Origin of the sequence: Rugamonas rubra (genome assembly GCF_900114705.1) — a bacterium.
GTDB classification, from domain to species: domain Bacteria; phylum Pseudomonadota; class Gammaproteobacteria; order Burkholderiales; family Burkholderiaceae_D; genus Rugamonas; species Rugamonas rubra.
This window is the reverse complement of the sequence record NZ_FOTW01000048.1, coordinates 1-15,639: the sequence shown is the minus strand read 5'-3', so window position 1 is coordinate 15,639 and position 15,639 is coordinate 1. Positions and strand designations below refer to the sequence as shown.

11 protein-coding genes and 2 pseudogenes are annotated in these 15,639 nt (G+C 58.8%); 8 read left to right on the top strand and 5 right to left on the bottom strand.

The window, feature by feature from the left end; genetic code table 11:
• Positions 1-281 precede the first annotated feature (281 nt).
• Positions 282-401, top strand: a pseudogene (locus BM252_RS30690) (helix-turn-helix domain-containing protein); the annotation flags it as partial.
• Here the strand turns inward: BM252_RS30690 and BM252_RS28995 are convergent.
• From BM252_RS28995 to BM252_RS28980, 4 genes are read right to left on the bottom strand one after another with little or no spacing between them, the layout of a single operon-like run.
• Complete coding sequence (locus BM252_RS28995) at positions 401-3,634, bottom strand: SAV_2336 N-terminal domain-related protein (RefSeq protein ID WP_093391209.1); 3,234 nt, start codon at positions 3,632-3,634, stop codon at positions 401-403. The pseudogene BM252_RS30690 and the gene BM252_RS28995 sit on opposite strands and share 1 nt — an antisense overlap.
• The gene (locus tag BM252_RS28990; protein WP_093391208.1) at positions 3,631-4,662 is read right to left on the bottom strand and encodes an AAA family ATPase; all 1,032 of its coding nucleotides are present in this window, start codon (positions 4,660-4,662) and stop codon (positions 3,631-3,633) included. The genes BM252_RS28995 and BM252_RS28990 overlap by 4 nt, the downstream gene beginning before the upstream one ends.
• On the bottom strand, positions 4,659-6,596 hold the full coding sequence (locus tag BM252_RS28985) for a VMAP-C domain-containing protein (protein WP_093391206.1): 1,938 nt from the start codon (positions 6,594-6,596) through the stop codon (positions 4,659-4,661). Before BM252_RS28985 ends, BM252_RS28990 begins: the two co-directional genes overlap by 4 nt.
• Before the next feature lie 13 nt (positions 6,597-6,609).
• On the bottom strand, positions 6,610-7,752 hold the full coding sequence (locus BM252_RS28980) for an alpha/beta hydrolase family protein (RefSeq protein WP_093391205.1): 1,143 nt from the start codon (positions 7,750-7,752) through the stop codon (positions 6,610-6,612).
• A gap of 53 nt (positions 7,753-7,805) precedes the next feature.
• On the opposite strand from BM252_RS28980, the gene BM252_RS32280 reads away from it, so the two are divergent.
• From BM252_RS32280 to BM252_RS28950, 6 genes are all read left to right on the top strand, one after another.
• Positions 7,806-8,003, top strand: coding sequence for an integrase core domain-containing protein (locus tag BM252_RS32280; protein ID WP_174900718.1), 198 nt, complete (start codon positions 7,806-7,808; stop codon positions 8,001-8,003).
• 338 nt (positions 8,004-8,341) lie between these two features.
• Positions 8,342-9,004 (top strand): hypothetical protein, encoded by a 663-nt coding sequence (locus BM252_RS28970; RefSeq protein ID WP_139236809.1) that lies wholly within the window; start codon positions 8,342-8,344, stop codon positions 9,002-9,004.
• Between the two features lie 791 nt (positions 9,005-9,795).
• Positions 9,796-9,975 carry a hypothetical protein gene (locus BM252_RS28965; RefSeq protein ID WP_093391200.1) on the top strand — a complete coding sequence of 60 codons (180 nt, stop codon included), beginning with the start codon at positions 9,796-9,798 and terminating at the stop codon, positions 9,973-9,975.
• 594 nt (positions 9,976-10,569) lie between these two features.
• Positions 10,570-12,027, top strand: coding sequence for a lipase family protein (locus BM252_RS28960; RefSeq protein WP_093391199.1), 1,458 nt, complete (start codon positions 10,570-10,572; stop codon positions 12,025-12,027).
• 4 nt (positions 12,028-12,031) lie between these two features.
• Complete coding sequence (locus BM252_RS28955) at positions 12,032-13,045, top strand: caspase family protein (RefSeq protein ID WP_093391197.1); 1,014 nt, start codon at positions 12,032-12,034, stop codon at positions 13,043-13,045.
• Entirely contained in the window at positions 13,032-14,687 is a 1,656-nt protein-coding gene (locus BM252_RS28950; RefSeq protein WP_093391196.1) for a hypothetical protein, read from the top strand. The genes BM252_RS28955 and BM252_RS28950 overlap by 14 nt, the downstream gene beginning before the upstream one ends.
• 239 nt (positions 14,688-14,926) lie before the next feature.
• Here the strand turns inward: BM252_RS28950 and BM252_RS28945 are convergent, their stop codons facing one another.
• The gene (locus tag BM252_RS28945) at positions 14,927-15,181 is read right to left on the bottom strand and encodes a hypothetical protein (RefSeq protein ID WP_217429987.1); all 255 of its coding nucleotides are present in this window, start codon (positions 15,179-15,181) and stop codon (positions 14,927-14,929) included.
• A gap of 94 nt (positions 15,182-15,275) precedes the next feature.
• On the opposite strand from BM252_RS28945, the pseudogene BM252_RS28940 reads away from it, so the two are divergent.
• Positions 15,276-15,639, top strand: a pseudogene (locus BM252_RS28940) (IS3 family transposase); the annotation flags it as partial.

Here is a 15,639-nt window from a genome sequence, read left to right as displayed (position 1 = left end):
TTGATCGTCATCATCGTCCCCTTCAGTGGCTCTGCCATCCTGATAGGTTTGACTCAACAGGAGTGGCAAAGTTCTGACGAACGAACATAATCAGGCACAACAAAGTGCTTTGCGGCTGTCGCTAGCTGAAAACTCATGCTCATCCACGGGCTATTCGTTGTGAGGAACCGGCCAAAATCCTTCACTCCCCTGATCTCGCGACCAGCAAAATGGTGCAGATTATCCAGGCGCCAGGCATCGCGTAACGCGACGTACACCTGTCTTGTTGGCAGGAGATCGGAGTGATCGACGTGGCATTGCTAGGCATAATTCGACGCTGGCACCTTCGTGACCAGATTCCCATACGAGAGATTGCCCTACGACTCGGGATCTCACGCAACACCGTTCGACGCTATTTGCGCTACGCATTATCGTCATCGTCATGAAATGGATCATCATCGTCATCGTCACGGAATGAGTCCTCATCATGATCATCACGGAGTGAGTCTTCATCGTGATAGTTAAGGAGAGGATACTCATCGTCGTCATCGTGGCGGAGTGGTTCCTCATCAGGGTCGTGCCCGTCTGAGCTTTGGTCGTCGCTATCGCTGCCCTCTAATTCGTAAGCATCTTCAGCGTGGACGTAGTCTTCAAGCTCACGCTTGTCGTAGTCGGGTTCGACGATGCCGAAATCGACTTGTGTAGCGATATGTTCGATAGCGATCGACTCCACCATCGGCCGATTTTCCGCGACACCGACGAATTCAAATTCAGCATCAACATCTAGGGAAAACGAACGCTCACCATCTGTTCCTCCCATGTGCACCATGTCTTTGTCGATGCCATCCTTGACGGCAAAGCTGAACGAGGCGTAGACGCGAACCTTTGCGCGAATCCGCCGTGCGACCGTCAACCTGCCCTGGTCATAATCGAGCACTTCAAATGGTTTGTCGCTGAATTTCCAGTCTTCCAGTACGGCGTGTTCGTCATCTGTTTCAACATACATATGAGAATCGGCCTCGACTATCCAATCAGCATAGTCCACTGCCTTGCTTAATTCCGTGGTTACCGCATCGCGCAAACCATGCACGGTGTCGTTCTCAACCGCCCATGCAAGCGATTCGGCAAGGGCAACCGGATCAACCTCCTGCTCTTCCGCGTCCGCGCTATCGGCTGGATCCTGCGTCACCTCCTGCAACGGCATCGACACGCCATACTGGATACCATCGCGATTGAAGGTCTCGCTAAAGAACGAGTGTGTCAGCATTCCACCGAGGTCCGGGTTCTCCCACGAGATCCCCCCGGATTTGCGGAACATCATATGAACCATATCGAAAATGACTTGCAGCGCGTGCGGAAACGCGAACTGCAGCGTGCGCGCTGCGGCCATGAGCTCCATGACGTGTTCCTGGCCAATCCGAATCAACATCACGGACCGCGAAAACTTGAATGGCATCGCGGAGAAACCGGTCTCTACCTGCCCCAACCGCAACTGGATCGTGTGCAGCTGGTCCGCCGCGTCGGTCAAGGAGTCGTAGGCGTGCATCATTTCGTGGCCTAAGCTTGCAAGCCAGCCGGATTCGAGATCAAGATAACTCGGCGCATCCCAGTGCTGTGCAGACGGATGATCGTCGCGCCTGGCGCTTGTGATCTTGAAAAACGTGGTGTCCGCAGGGTACTCCTTGACGGTGAGCGCACGATCCCCGACAACGCGCTGCAAGCGCCCGTTCTTCGCTTTCTGTCCCGCCAAACTCAGATTGTGAAGCGCGCGCAGCAAAGCAGCGTCATCCGGCCAGAGCAGGAGGTCGAACTCGACGGCGCGATGGCGTCCAGGGAAGTTGAGCCAGCCTCGCCCCCGCTCATCCCGGAAAACATCGACGAGCACGAGTTTTTCAACCGGCACCTGATCGCTGACTGTTGCCATGCCTGTCGCCGTATAGCTAATTACCAGAGCGTGCCGCACCAGGACCACGAGCCAGACCGAACCCTCGGACCGGACTGACAGGGGAACGTCTCCCAATACTTCATCGTCCTCAAGCGCCGGCTCCGACTCAAGCGCGGCGAACCGTACAGCGGCCTGCTGCAAGCTGATCGCCTGGTCGCGGTCGAAGGAGCCGGCCTGGCCCGCATCAGGCATGAGGTTAACCTTGCCGCGCTGGCGGAGGATCTGACGCGATTGCGTTGAAAATGGCAACACCCAGTCCGTCAAGCGGTCGCCCACCGACGGTGTTACGAAATAGCAGGAGGCCATCGGCGACGCCAGGTGTTGGTACGGTATCTGTTCATCCATTACCTCGAGCCGATAGTCGATCTCGCGCTCGTCGCTGCGGCGCCGGGAGGTGATCAAGACCTCGCGCACATCTTGCATGAAGCGATACAGCCGCTCCGTGTCCGCACCTGGCGGTGCACCTCCGACGGATTCGAGCAGCCCTCCCAGAAACACTTCCGCCATCTCGCCGGCGCCGCTGTTGGGATGCATGATGCGCTGGACCAGACGCATGACCGGGATCGTCATCGTGTCCAGCACCGACAAATGCACCGCCAGCTCGTAGGCCGCCGGCGACGCCATCTGGCGAAATAGCGCGACCCGTTCCGCCCCGCCGACCCGGCGGCCGGAGCCTGCCTCCCCTCGCCCACCGTCGGCGTTGCCGGGGATCAGGTGGATGCCCGGTACGGTGACGCCCGAATGGCCGGTCATCACCGCTGTCCAGCGTCGCAACGAGGCCTCGTCGAATCCGATTATCGGCAGAAGCAGTGCGCCGGCTGGAGGGCGTTCCAGCCACTCACCGCGGCCTGCGGACAGTTCGCTATTATGGCGCACCCGGTCATGCGATGACAGGCGCAGCTCGGGGATACCCATAGGCAGATGGCGCCATGCACGACGCGGCATAGGCTGCAACAGCGTGATGGGGCCGACCTCGCTCCACCCCCGCAACAAGACTTGCATGCGACCGTCTTGCCACAATGGCGACAACGTATCGCTGACAACCAGTATCTGCGCTGTTCGGCTCCCGCGCCAGCGGGACAGCGAGCCAGCGTTGCCATGGGCGTCCACCAGCTTGCCGTGCTCGCCGTCCAGGCGCAGCCGATGAATCTGACGAAACGCCACCTGGCCAGACACCATTCGTGCGAACTCACCGACCGCATCGCTCCATAAACTGCTGGTCGTGCTTTCCTCGTTGATCAGTAGCAAATCGAAGCCGTACTCCCGTTCCGCCTGCATCACCGGAATCCAGATGCCTGTCGCGGCGGCTTGTTCCGCCGTTTTTTCCTCGTCGAGTATGGCTGCGGTACGCGAGGAGATTCGACGGGAATATCCCTGCAGCGCGTGCGCGACGTTGGCTGGCATACCAGTGACGGCCACTCCACGCACACGCAACGCGCCGTCGACAAAGGTGCCCGGAATCAGGCCCGGCGTCAATTCGACGGGCCGGCCGGCGTCGGCCGACGCCGGCGCCGGCGCCATGCTTTGGTCGGCGTCAACCTTGGTCGGCTGCGTCGTCCCGGCAACGCGCGGCGCCGACCTGGGCACGGGCGGCGTGCCGTGTTCCGAATGGATCCCCATTTGCCGCGCCAGCCACAACAGGTCCGCCAGCTCACCCGCCTCCGGCGCCAGTCCGGCGGCGGTCAGCGCGCGCGCCAGGCGTTCGATCACTGCGGGGCTCCTGCCAAGCTGATGGTCAAGCGTTCAACCATGGTGGCGCGCTCGACCTCAGTCATGCCGGGGCTGGCAAACACCAGTTGGATCGCATTGAGCAACTGGTCGGTCGCCACCGTCTCGCCTGCGATGGATTTTTGGACGAAACCATCGATGATCGCTCCCGCTTGGCTGGCAATGTGTTCACCCAGTTGCGCTTCAACGATACGCGACAGGCGCTGCACGTCGCCGCCCGGGTCCGGCATCGTGATCTGTAGGCATCGGCGAAGGAAGGCCGGCGGGAAGCTCCGCTCACCATTGCTGGTGATAATCAACAGCGGAAACTCATGACGCTCCACCCTGCCCTTTGCCACCGTGACCCGCTCCGTGCTGCCGAACATCCGCACCTTATAAGAATCGCCGGCCATCCGGCTTAGCTCGCGGATATGGAACTGGCCCTCCTCAAGAACGTTCAGCAGGTCGTTCGCCAGATCGATGTCGGCCTTGTCCATTTCGTCGATCAACAACGGCCGCGGTCTTGTCGCGGGCACGAGGGCTGTGCCCAGGGGGCCGAGTTCGATGAAGTCCTCGTCCTTCAAGCCGTCGCTGGAGCCGGTCGCATGCGCGCGATGTTGCGCGCGGCCGATCGCGTCGTAGTTGTAAAGGGCTTCCTGCAGCGTGCTACGGGAGTTGACCGGCCAACGCAAGGGTTCGCCGAGGCCTAGTTCAACGGCCACGGCATCGATCAGCGACGATTTGCCGGTGCCGGGGGCGCCGGTGACGAGCAGCGGCCGCCGCAGATGAAGCGCCGCATTCACCATTTGCACGATCTCCGGCGTGGCTTGGTATGCCGCGCCGCGCTGCAATGTCGCCGGCGACAAATCCCCCCGTTTGCCGTCATATTCGACCGCCAGCTCGTGGGGCGCGCGCGGCTGGCGCCATGGCGGTGCAGCCGGCATGGTTATCGGCGGAGTGCCTTTACGGTCCGGGTCGCCTAGGAACAGGCGCCACGAGGCGCTCTTCCCTTGATCGGTGTCTGATTTCATATGGTGTCCTTAGGTAGCGAAAAACTGCCTTGTGCCGGCAGCATGCGGTCGTCATCCCAGACGATGCGCAAATTTTTACCGGGTTCATTGTTCATGGCGCTGCGTTGAATATGCTTGGCGACCGCAAGTGGCGCATGCGACGGCTCATGGCGGGCAAAGAATTTGGACGTCGCACGCTCCAGGGCCGAAGGGTCGGCGGGAGCTGCCGAGATCCAGCTGAAATACGGAATTCCACGCTCAAGGCATGCCCTCAGCATTTGCTGCAAATGTTCCGGCAGCCCGCTGCCCGGGTGCGGGACGCCAATGCAAACCTCAACGCTTTTGCTATCGGTCAAGTGGTTCGCCGCGTCACCTGCGAACCGTTTGGCATCTCCATGCTCGGCGATACCGGGGAGCCACTTGATTGCCGCAGTGGTGGTGCCGTTAAGTTGCTGCTCAAGGCTGCCGAGCAGCGTCCGCCATTCCCGTAGTGACGGGCTTCCCATGTAAGTGCCCCCGGCCGCGCGCCGTTGCCAGTGCAGTAATACCGGGAAGCGCTGTAACAGCGGCATGCTCTCCTCGTCCAGCGCGTCGTCCACCGTGATCAGCGTGGTTTCGATCCCTTCTCCGAGCAAGTTATGAGGCAGCAACAGCCCGATCACAATCCGGTGTGTGCCCGCTATTGCCATCGCTTCGACGCGGCGGATTATGTCCGTTAGTACGCTCGACAGCGACGGCTCTGCGATCGCCGGATTCCACGGGCATTCCTCCACCGCCGAGAACCGCATCGGGTCCGGGTGTTGCACATGCCAGCGCACTCTGTGCTGCTTGTCATCGATCTCAATGAACAGCCGGGCATAGACAGCGCTCTGATCGCCAGCCTCTTTGTCCAACGTGGCGTCGATCTGGGCGCGGAATTGTGGTGTCAGGTGTTTGTGGATCCACGCCTGGATCGCAGCGTCCGGGAACTCGCGTCCCGCGCGCATCATGAATTCGCTCATCGGATCGGGACCGCCCGGCCTGCTTGGATTGAGGTCGTGCAGCAGCTTGAGCACCACTGCGAGCCCGACAGGCGGAGTGACCGCGTCGGCAGATAGGGTCAATGAACGGACATATAAACGGTAAACCTGTGCATCGGTGATCGCAACCTGCTGAATGGCGGCCAGCGCATCGTCGAGTCGCGGGTCCTCGAAAGAGAGAGTTCTCTCCTTGCCGGTCGTGATCAGCTTCAGACGTGGTCTTTGCTTCGCCAGGCCAAGAGGCACCGCGTCGTCGACGATGTCGGTCAGAACTTGGGCGAAATCCGGCCAGGCTCCGGTGGTATCGTCTTCCAGCTTGTTAAGCAATGCCTTCGCGAATAGTCCGGTCGAGGTGAACCCAGGCGACGCGGAACAGGCACCGATGTATGCTGCATGCGAAATACGACTTACAGGCGAGGCCAGTGGGGTGGCGAGATAGCGGACGCTTTCCGGATCGTGCGGATATGGCACCGCACATGCATCGACAATGCACACTTTTTGCGCCAATTGATCAAAACAATCGCGCGCAAGAGAATGGACAAGGTCATCAACACCAATGCAATGCGGTTTTCCCTCGCTTGCATTCGACGTATACATGAAGTGCCGGTTCTCGTCATCAACGAACCCATGCCCGCCCCAAAAAATAAGCACGGTTTTAGGGTTCAGATCGGGCAATTCGGTGTTAATGAACTCGCTCAAGTCGTTGTTCGTGGCGTTCCGGCAACCACCTTTCCACTTCTGCCTCACGATCCACTCCGCGACCGCTGTCTCCCCCCAGCTTTCAGGGGAGAGGAACAGCTTGATGCCATCCCTCGACACGTCGGACCGGCCGATTAGCCAATCGACGAACCGCAGCGCATCCTCGACGGGCGTGTGGAGGCGGCGACCGCGGAATCCGTAGTGGTCGATACCGACCACGATCGCCGTCAGTTCCATGGACAAGATCCGCTCACTTCAGATGGTCGGAAATCAATTCCCACATGAGGTCGGAATCCAAATAGGCGCTATGCGCGGCCGCGACATTCGCACCGCTGTACAGCCGGTGATCGGTGACGCGACCGGGAAATAAATTCTCAGCCACGTAACTCAGCGGATCGCTGAGGTCGTAGAAGTTCACCCAAGGGGGGACGTGGTCGGGCAGCGGCCCGCCGGCCGGCAGTTTCGACAAGGCGCCCAGCTCATACAGCAACGGCGCCTGGGAGCCGAACGTCACGAGGGTCTTGACATTTTTCGGCCTGTGCTGGACCAGCGTCTCGAGGCTTGCGATGCCGCCGAGGCTGTGTGCGAGAATGGTGACCTCGGAGTCGGCGACGCTTTGCAAGCGTTCGGCGATGAAGGACCTGATCGCCTCGCCTCGGGCCTGATAGCGCAGTATGTCGCCCAGCTGATTTCTCACCAAGTCCGTCAACATACCGCGGTAGCTAGTGATGAGCGGCGACAGGAACGGCAACATCGCTTTCACGGCTGTGCCGACCACGCTCCTGCTCTCGCCTATCAGTTCTTGCTCCAATGCGTCGATCAGGGTGCCGCGTCCTTGAAAATTCGGCAGCTGCCGGTCCTGCTGGGCCGCGAGACGGAACAGACGCGCAACGGTTGCCCGAGCCAGCACCGTGCCGAGCTCCTTCATATCAAGGATGCCCGGTACAGTCTGCAGAAGGCGGATATAATCGCCTTGCACCTCGGCTACGGCAGGGGCCAACAGATCATCGAGTCCCTCATCCCGGAAACACTGCTTGACTGCGTTCGGCAACGCTTGGTGCAGGCGTTGTAGGCCATCCCTGTCGTCCGTGTCAGCGGGCGCCGGCTTGCGCTTGGCAAGCACCAATTGCTCCATCTCGACGGCCGGATTGTGCAACAGCACATTCCACAGGAAGTCTGCCTCGGCCAAGCTACGCACGCCGCCGGTTTCGTAGTACTGCGGCACGGACAAGGCGGTTCCGGAATCGACGCCATGTTTTTCGCCCCACAGACACTCCACCAGCTCGATTTCGAGACAGGTGCGCTCGAGACGGCGCTTGATGATCGCGACGTCGTTGTCGTAGCCGGCCTTTCTGACTCCTGTACCATGAACGAAGAGAAGTTTTTGACCCACACAGACTCCAAGATCGAAATATTGTCGTTACCTATAGGAAATCATTATACCGTTTGGTTTTCAAAAGGGCAACGCCAGGAAAGGCGTACCGCAGTACACGGCCAACGTCGTTAGCGGCCCGGCCCCAGAATCACCGTTCTCCGAAGCTGCGCGATGAGTGCCTGAACAGGGAATGGTTTGGCAGTCCGCAGGAAGCCAAACCGGTTATTGAGAAATGGAGGCATTTCTATAACAATGAGCGACCGCATTAGGCTCTTGGCAACCGCACCCCGGCCTCAGTTGGCCGGCAGCGGCGCCAAATGCTGGCGGCTTAGTCGAAGCCTAACCATTCTGGTGGCAACAAATTTACCGATCAGGTCACACTGCCAAAGACACCATCACGGCGCACGGCTCTCGACTGCGGAGGCTAGCGCAACTCGCTCTTGGGTCTTTCTCTGTGAGTCTTAAAGGACCAACTTGCTGTCGCTTCGGCGAAATGTCGACAAAGATCAACTTGCCGTCGAGCGACAGAAAAAATCAACTTGTTGTCGGCTAGTCGCGACAGCAAATTGGCTCACATAGCAACATGCTCAAAGGAAGGCGGCGGTGGTTGCAGTACCCACAATGCTGTCGGCGTACTCTCGTCGGCCAGGAACGGCTCTGCGAGCAACGAGCCCGTTTTCAGGAATCGGGCGACACCCACATCGTCAAGCGCTTCATGGTGGAGACCTTGCGCTTTCGGGGCGTCCGCAGCGCAGTCGACGCCGCGACTTGCCTCAAGAGTTACGATGGGCACGCGTACCCGGTGGGCAGCGATTGGAGTTTCACACGCTACTACTACCTCCACGCCTTTGAAGCTGGCTTGCGCTTGGAAACGAGTGCTGACTTCCTGTGGGATGCCTTCTCCCAGGCCCATCAGCACGCCGGCTTGGTCGGCACGGTCGAAATTCCAATGGGATACTTTTCGCGCGCGGTCGAGGCCATTCTGCTCGATGGGGGCTGCGCGATGCGATTGACTTTCAATTGGCCGAGAGCCATTGGATCAAGGTCGTCCAGCATTGTGGCTATGTCGCCTCGGAGCAAGCTGTCGAGCGCAATGCGCGCGGACTGGGACGCCGAGGCCCACGTGATGGCCCTCCCCTTGCTCATTGTCCCAGCCTGCGGCGTCAAGGTCGTCACGCTGCCGAAATTGGCCTCGCATCTGTTCGCGACATACGAATCGGCGTGGGCGTTGGCGGCCAAACTCGCCGCTGCAAACGCCTTGTCGGCGTAGGAAGTCTCTGCGCTACTGGGCATCTCGGCCACCAGCCGATATCCACTGTTTCTCGACAAAATACCGCGCGGCACGCTAGCGCTTGGAAGCACATTAGGGTTTCCGTCTGCGCGGATCCAGGGTGCCTTTCTTGGTGGTGCGCTGAAACACCTGCACCCGCTCATGCACGAGAGGCTGCGACTTTGTCCGACCTGCTCACGCCAGGGCCATCACTTCATCATCCACCAGTTGCGACCATTTGCCAATTGTCCGCTGCATGGTTTGCCACTGAGCGATCACTGCCGCCGTTGCGGTGGACCGCTCTCCTACGGGCTGGGAAGCTCAATCGTATTTGGGCCGATCAACCCCCCGGCTTGTCGCACGCCGCAACTGCCGCTGTCGGTCGGCGGCCAACCAGTGGCAAGTGTAATGTCGGCGCGCAGCGTCGAGCAAATCGCGCACTGGCTGCCCTTCCTGCGGTGCCGTATCAACTTGGCTGTGCTGTACGACGTCGAGGGCGGCATCGATACCGGCCGAATTGCCGGCTTCGTTCGCGGCGGTCCGATGCGGGCGATCATGCCGCCCAGGTTTGCGTCCGATTGGCTCTCGCCGATGGCTCGCGGGTGCTGGTCCTCCAGCATGCAGACCAGGTGTCTGGAGATGTGCTTCTGGACGCGGGCGAATCGATTGTGGAAGCAATGCCATGGCCATTCGCGGCGTTGGTACGTGAGTGTGACGCGCGGGCAGGCAGTTGAAGCGGCGCCGAACCCGAAAGTCCTCGCCTTCCTCTACTGGCGCATGACTTGGCAAGGATGCTCCAATCCGTACTTCTGCGGCGCTCCCATGGCCTGCCCCTCTATGGAATTGCGGAGTGGGAGGCAAGCCAGTGCGCGCATGACGACGACATCGGCATCACCATGTCGACGTTCGAGGATGCCTTGGCCGCGTCGTGGAAGGACTGGCTCGATCGCATCGATTTGCTCGGCACCTAGGAATTGGAGGGGCATACCTGGCGCTTTCGAGCATCTCCAAGCGCGTTCGAGTCGTTTTCAATGGGCAATGTTTCCCGTGACGTTCACTTTTTCACACAATTACCTCGCAAATACGCGTAAGTATTTGTTTTTAAACCCTTCGTTTTATGGCAGCCGCCATTTCGCCAAGTTGTAAACACTTCTAATTCGTTATTTAAACAGATTTACTTCGGTTGACGAAAGTACATTTCTGGCGAGCCCAGCCAATGTGTTGCCTAGCGCTGCCTCCAGTTTTAACTGCTCTCGTTGGCAGCGTCTTCAGGTTCAGTCAATAAAAGAATGCCGTGGCCAGTGTCGATAGACTGCCACTCGGATTCGCTGAAGTGTCGAAAAAGTCTGCCGTCCAACGTGATGGCATGAGCCTGGGCGTCGATGGCGAAGGCGTGCGACTGGCAGTTGTGGGTCATTTGGTAAGCGTCGCCTTGTCCATGCAGTCCCTTGCAAAAATACAAGCAAGAAAATGTTGTAATTTTATATAAATGAGAGCTTAATCTTACTCACTGCACAATCCTAAAATTTGGAACTCCCCATCCGCCGTTCATAACTGAGACCACCATGCCCCCTTCACCACTTACTTACGTCAATGTAGGCCCTCACGGTACGTTCAAGAAAAGCGGCGATACTCACACCACTCCCGCCGATGTCGATGCCATCTTTACGCACCTTGAGGAACAGAAGATCAACAAGGTGGTGTTGCACTTTCACGGTGGACTGGTCAGCGAGACGCGGGGGGTTGGAAAAGCCGAAGTGATGCGGCCGGTCTATGAAGCTGCCAAATGCCATCCCGTGTCCTTTGTATGGGAAACGGGGCTGGTCGAGACGATCAAAGCGAATCTGGACTCCATTGAACAGACCGTTCTTTTTCGAAAGATGATGTTCTGGGCAATCAAGCAGGCCGGCAAGCACCTGGGAGTCGATGTGGATTCAAAAGGTGTCGGCACCGAATTTTCCGATCTGCAGATCGAAAATGAATTAAACAAGGACTTCCCGTTCGATCAACTGCGCGTCGGTGAAGGTGCCCGCGGCGGGGCGGGTGCGGTTAGCGCCGCAAACCTCGCCCAGGTGCAAACCGAAATCTTTGCCGAGCTTGAAGAAGACATGCTTGCTGACGCCGCCTTTCAGAACTCGTTGCAGGCGCAGCACACCGGCGTCAACAAGCAAGCGGTCGACGCGCTTGCTCCCCAAGCCGATGGCAATGCGAAGGGCCTCGTCACGGCGTCGGCTGCCGCGCTTGGTTTGGCAAAAATCGTAGGCCGCGTGCTGCTGCGTTTCATCCAACGTCACGACCACGGCTTTTACCCGACCGTTGTCGAGGAAATCCTGCGCGAACTGTACCTCGCCGACGTCGGCGCCTGGGCCTGGGGCGGCATGAAGGACGCGGCAAGGGAAATGTGGCTCGCCAACGACGACCTAGGGGGCGAACAGCAGCATGTCGGGCGATACCTGCTGGAGCGTCTGGCGGCGCTCCAACAACGCACCGGCCTGAGTGTCGATTTGGTCGGCCACAGCGCCGGTTCGATCGCGATTTGCCATCTGTTGAAGACCAGCGCCACATTGGCAACGCCGCTCAAAGTCCGGAACATCGTCTTGTTGGCTCCAGCCGCACGTCTCGAACTTTTTCACGACGAAGTCGTCACAAAACCAGAGCGTTACCAAGCATTGCGCATCTATACGATGGATGACAGCCACGAGGCGAGAGACCGACTTGTCCCCGGCATTTACACGCGCTCGTTGCTGTACTTTATATCGGGGGTCCTGGAAGGCGGCGATGACGTTCCGCTGGTTGGCATGGCGCGCTACCTGTTCGACAACGATACCTATCGCACAGATCCCCTTCCGGCGCTGCGGGTATTCCTGGTAGACCATCCGACGCACCGCCTGGTGCTGGCAAAGTCATCGGAGCTTGCCCCTGCGGCATCGAACGGCTTGCGGTGCGATGCCATTTCGCACGGCGGCTTCGACGAAGAAATTCTTACCGCGCAAAGCCTGACCTACCTGCTGAACCAGGAATAGCCACATGCCAGCAAATTTGAATGACTTTGCACTGGTCGTCGGCATCAACGACTATCCCTCGTTTCGTTCCCTGACCGGCGCCATCCGCGATGCGACCGACTTTGCATCCTGGCTGAAGGATCAGAACACCGGGGGTGGTCTTCCCGATGCCAACTGCGCGGTGGTCCTGTCCACGCCCGACTCGGGCCGTCCGGCCCACGAACAGATAGACGAGGCGCTCGAAGGCATCTTTAACGCCGTCGCCGTCGAAGGCGGGCGCCGCTTTTATTTCTATTTCAGCGGACATGGCATCGCGACCGATCAGACTAAGAATCATCTCTGCCTCGCGAAATGGTCGGAAAAATGGCGGAAAAATGCGCTCGATGTACAGGACTACCTGAACACCGTTGCGGCGACCGGGAAATTTGAGGAAATAATTTTCTTGCTGGACTGTTGCCGGGTCCGAGTACTTGGTGCCGGCGGCCTGGTTTGCAATCTGGCTTTGCCCAGGCCAAACAATGCACCCGATACCAGAATATTCATGGCCAATGCCACCGAGGTTTTTACCGCGGCATTCGAAGCAGAAGTTGCAGGAAGTGCGCAAAGCGACAATCGCGGCCACTTCACACAGGCGTTGATCGAGGGCCTCCAAGGCGCAGCGGCCGGCCCTGGCGGCGGCGTGAGCGCCGCTGACTTGAAGAACTATTTGGAAACGAATGTTCCACGCATTGCGGCCGAACGCAAACACGCCCAAACACCCGAGGTGACGAATGGCCTGTTGCGGGCAACGCGCTTTGGCAGCGCGCAGCCAAATGCGATTGCAGGCTGGCCAGTCACCATCACATTTTCGGCGGCGCGGGCGGCAGATATTCTATTGGAGGATTCGCAGACAGACGAAGTGCGGCGCGGCCCAACTTCCACGGGCCCCTGGGAATTGCATCTCAACGCCGGCCTGCATCTTTTGACGGACCTGGGTAGCAATGAGGAGAAGTCCTTCCGCGTGAAGGCAGGAATGGGAGTCCATCATGTCCAGTTCTGAGCGGTTCATACTCACCTTGCCGGAAGATCGCGACCTCAATGTCACCGTTTTCGACGGGCATGACACGCCGGTTTGGCAGGGCAAGGGCGGGGCCAAGACCGAGGTTGAACTGACCAAAGGGCTGTATACCGTGCGTATAGAAGCGAATGCCAGGATCGATGAAAAGAACGTTCGGCTGACGTCGCATGTCGACCTGCATGCATTTCGCCACAAGCGGTTTTCGGCAGCGCCGCTTTCTGGTGGGGAACTGACACTGGAGAGCCACAGTGCGGCGGCGCATGCCCACAGCACCAGGCGCACGCGCTCCGCGATAGGCGATGCCAAGGATGCGACCGCGAGTCTGTTCTTGTTCGTACGCGCAATCTCGCATGCGACCGGGGATAACTTGCAAACGGGCCACGGTCTTTCCTTGCGGGACGCATCAGGTTTCAAGATCAGCGCTTTCGCGGAGCGCGAAGTCCATCATGACAGGCAAGCTGGGTGGATGGTCTATTGCGTCGATGCGCCACCGGGGCTCTATCGTCTGGTCAGCAGCGTTGCACCAAAACGCGAAATGCCGATCTATCTTTTCTCTGGATTTCAAACTCAAGTGTTTGTGGTTCAGACCCATCGAATGCTGCTTGAGAATATGCGCGTGTTGATGGAACGGCGCAGCGCCGGATTCCATCCCGAAGCACGGACCGCCCACATTGCGGACGCTGCGATGGAAGGATTTACGAATAGTTCGGTGCAGCTGTCGGAAGAAGCGGAGACTATCCTATTGCGCGGGAAATTCGACAACCCCATGCTGGGATTGATCGGTGCGTACACGATGATGCGGCGCCTGAGATCGACGTCACAAAGCGAAGGGGATCGCGACAACGACATTCTCGCCCTTGATGCAACTTTAAGCAATCTGCGCATGCTGATTCCAGACGCGCCGGACATCCACGCCCTTGAAGTGTTACGGAGCGAGCTGCTCGATGCCCCCTTCCCGCCATTCCGGTTCCGTGCCCCCCCCATGTTTCGCATGGGTTTGAATGCCGTTATTCGTGCCACCGCAAGCGATGCAACGCTGATCGTGGCACGCAGCTTGTGCGATCGTATTACGACCCGGCTTCAGGCTGACTCGCCATGGTCGACTTGGGAGGCCCTCCCGGCAGCGAGAAAGAACCCCGCCCTCAAATTCCAACCGAGCAATCCGGATGGGTTCGACATGGAAGCCTTCACCAGCAGCGCCATAGCGCGTTTTCCCGCCACCACCAGTGTCGGAAGCGGTGGGCTGGGAGGATGGCAAAGGTATCAAGAACGATCATACTTTCAACCTGCTGCCGCGCAAGCCCTTACGATTGCCAAGGTAAGAACCTTACAATCGAAGGATCCGAGTTGGGTGCAGGTCGCATACCTCGACGCTGTTTCTTACGAGAAAAACCGGATGCAAAGAACGCCGAACTCAGCCAAGTCGGTACAAATCAACGTCGTTCATTTTGCGCGGGAGAACGGTATTACGCCCGCCGCAGTGCGCCGAGAAGTGCGGCAATTGGACAAACTCACCCCCGCAAAACTTGCCAGTATAATTAAGCAGCACCGCTTGCTTTTGGATGAGGAACCGGCTGCGGACGGGAAGGGAGTATTTTCCCAAATGCTCGTCAGTGACGGATAGATAACGCCATGCATGCATATGACTTATGAAGGACAGTAACATTGACGGTTCTGTCACGTTGTTAATCAAACAGCGGAATTTCCCCGGGACGGCACAGTGCCTCTCAAATACATGCCTATGGCGGCGTGGTTCAAAAAAACCCTATTTTGGGCAACACAGGCGAGCGGAATACTTCCACCAAAGCAATGGAATATTAATGATCCGGGAGTCGTACCGGGAGGCTTACGGCCTCCCACTGCTCAAGCTCGCTGTGGCTGAAGCGGGCCCAAGCCGAGGAGCGTGAGCCAGTGGGGATGGTGTTGGCCTGTCATCAGCTCGGCCGGACTTTTACCGACCCGCTGCGGAACCCTGCTGCGCAGAAAGCAGCGATGGTTCAGGAAGAACTGCAGGAGATCCAGGTACGAGCCGCCGAGCTGGCGACGCAGCGTGAAGTAGTTTCGCAACCTTGAGTTCAGATTCTCGACCAGCGCGCTCGAGCGCGGTGTCTGGGCCATGGCCTGCGCCACAGCGTCGAAGACGGCATGAATATAGTGGATCCCGAATTTGAGACGATGGTTTAAGCTGTGGTCCGTGAAAGGATGACAGCAAATGAGTGAAGGTAAAAAACGGCGAGTGCACACGGCGGAGTTCAAGGGCAAGGTGGGCCTTGAGGCGGTGCGCGGAGTGAAGACGGTGACGGAGATCGCGCAGGAGTACGGCGTGCATCCAGTCCTGGTTGGCCAATGGAAGAAGGAAATCCTGGACAACGCGGCGGCCTTGTTTGATGCCAAGCGTGGTCCCAAGCCAGTCGATGAAAGCAGCCCGGAAGACAAGCTGTATGGCGAGATTGGGCGGCTGAAGATGCAGGTCGATTGGCTCAAAAAAAAGCTAGGGGAATGACTCAGGCCGAGCGCTCGCAATGGATTGAGCGCTGCGACGAGGTGCCGTTGGCGGTGCAGTGCGAGCTGGCGGG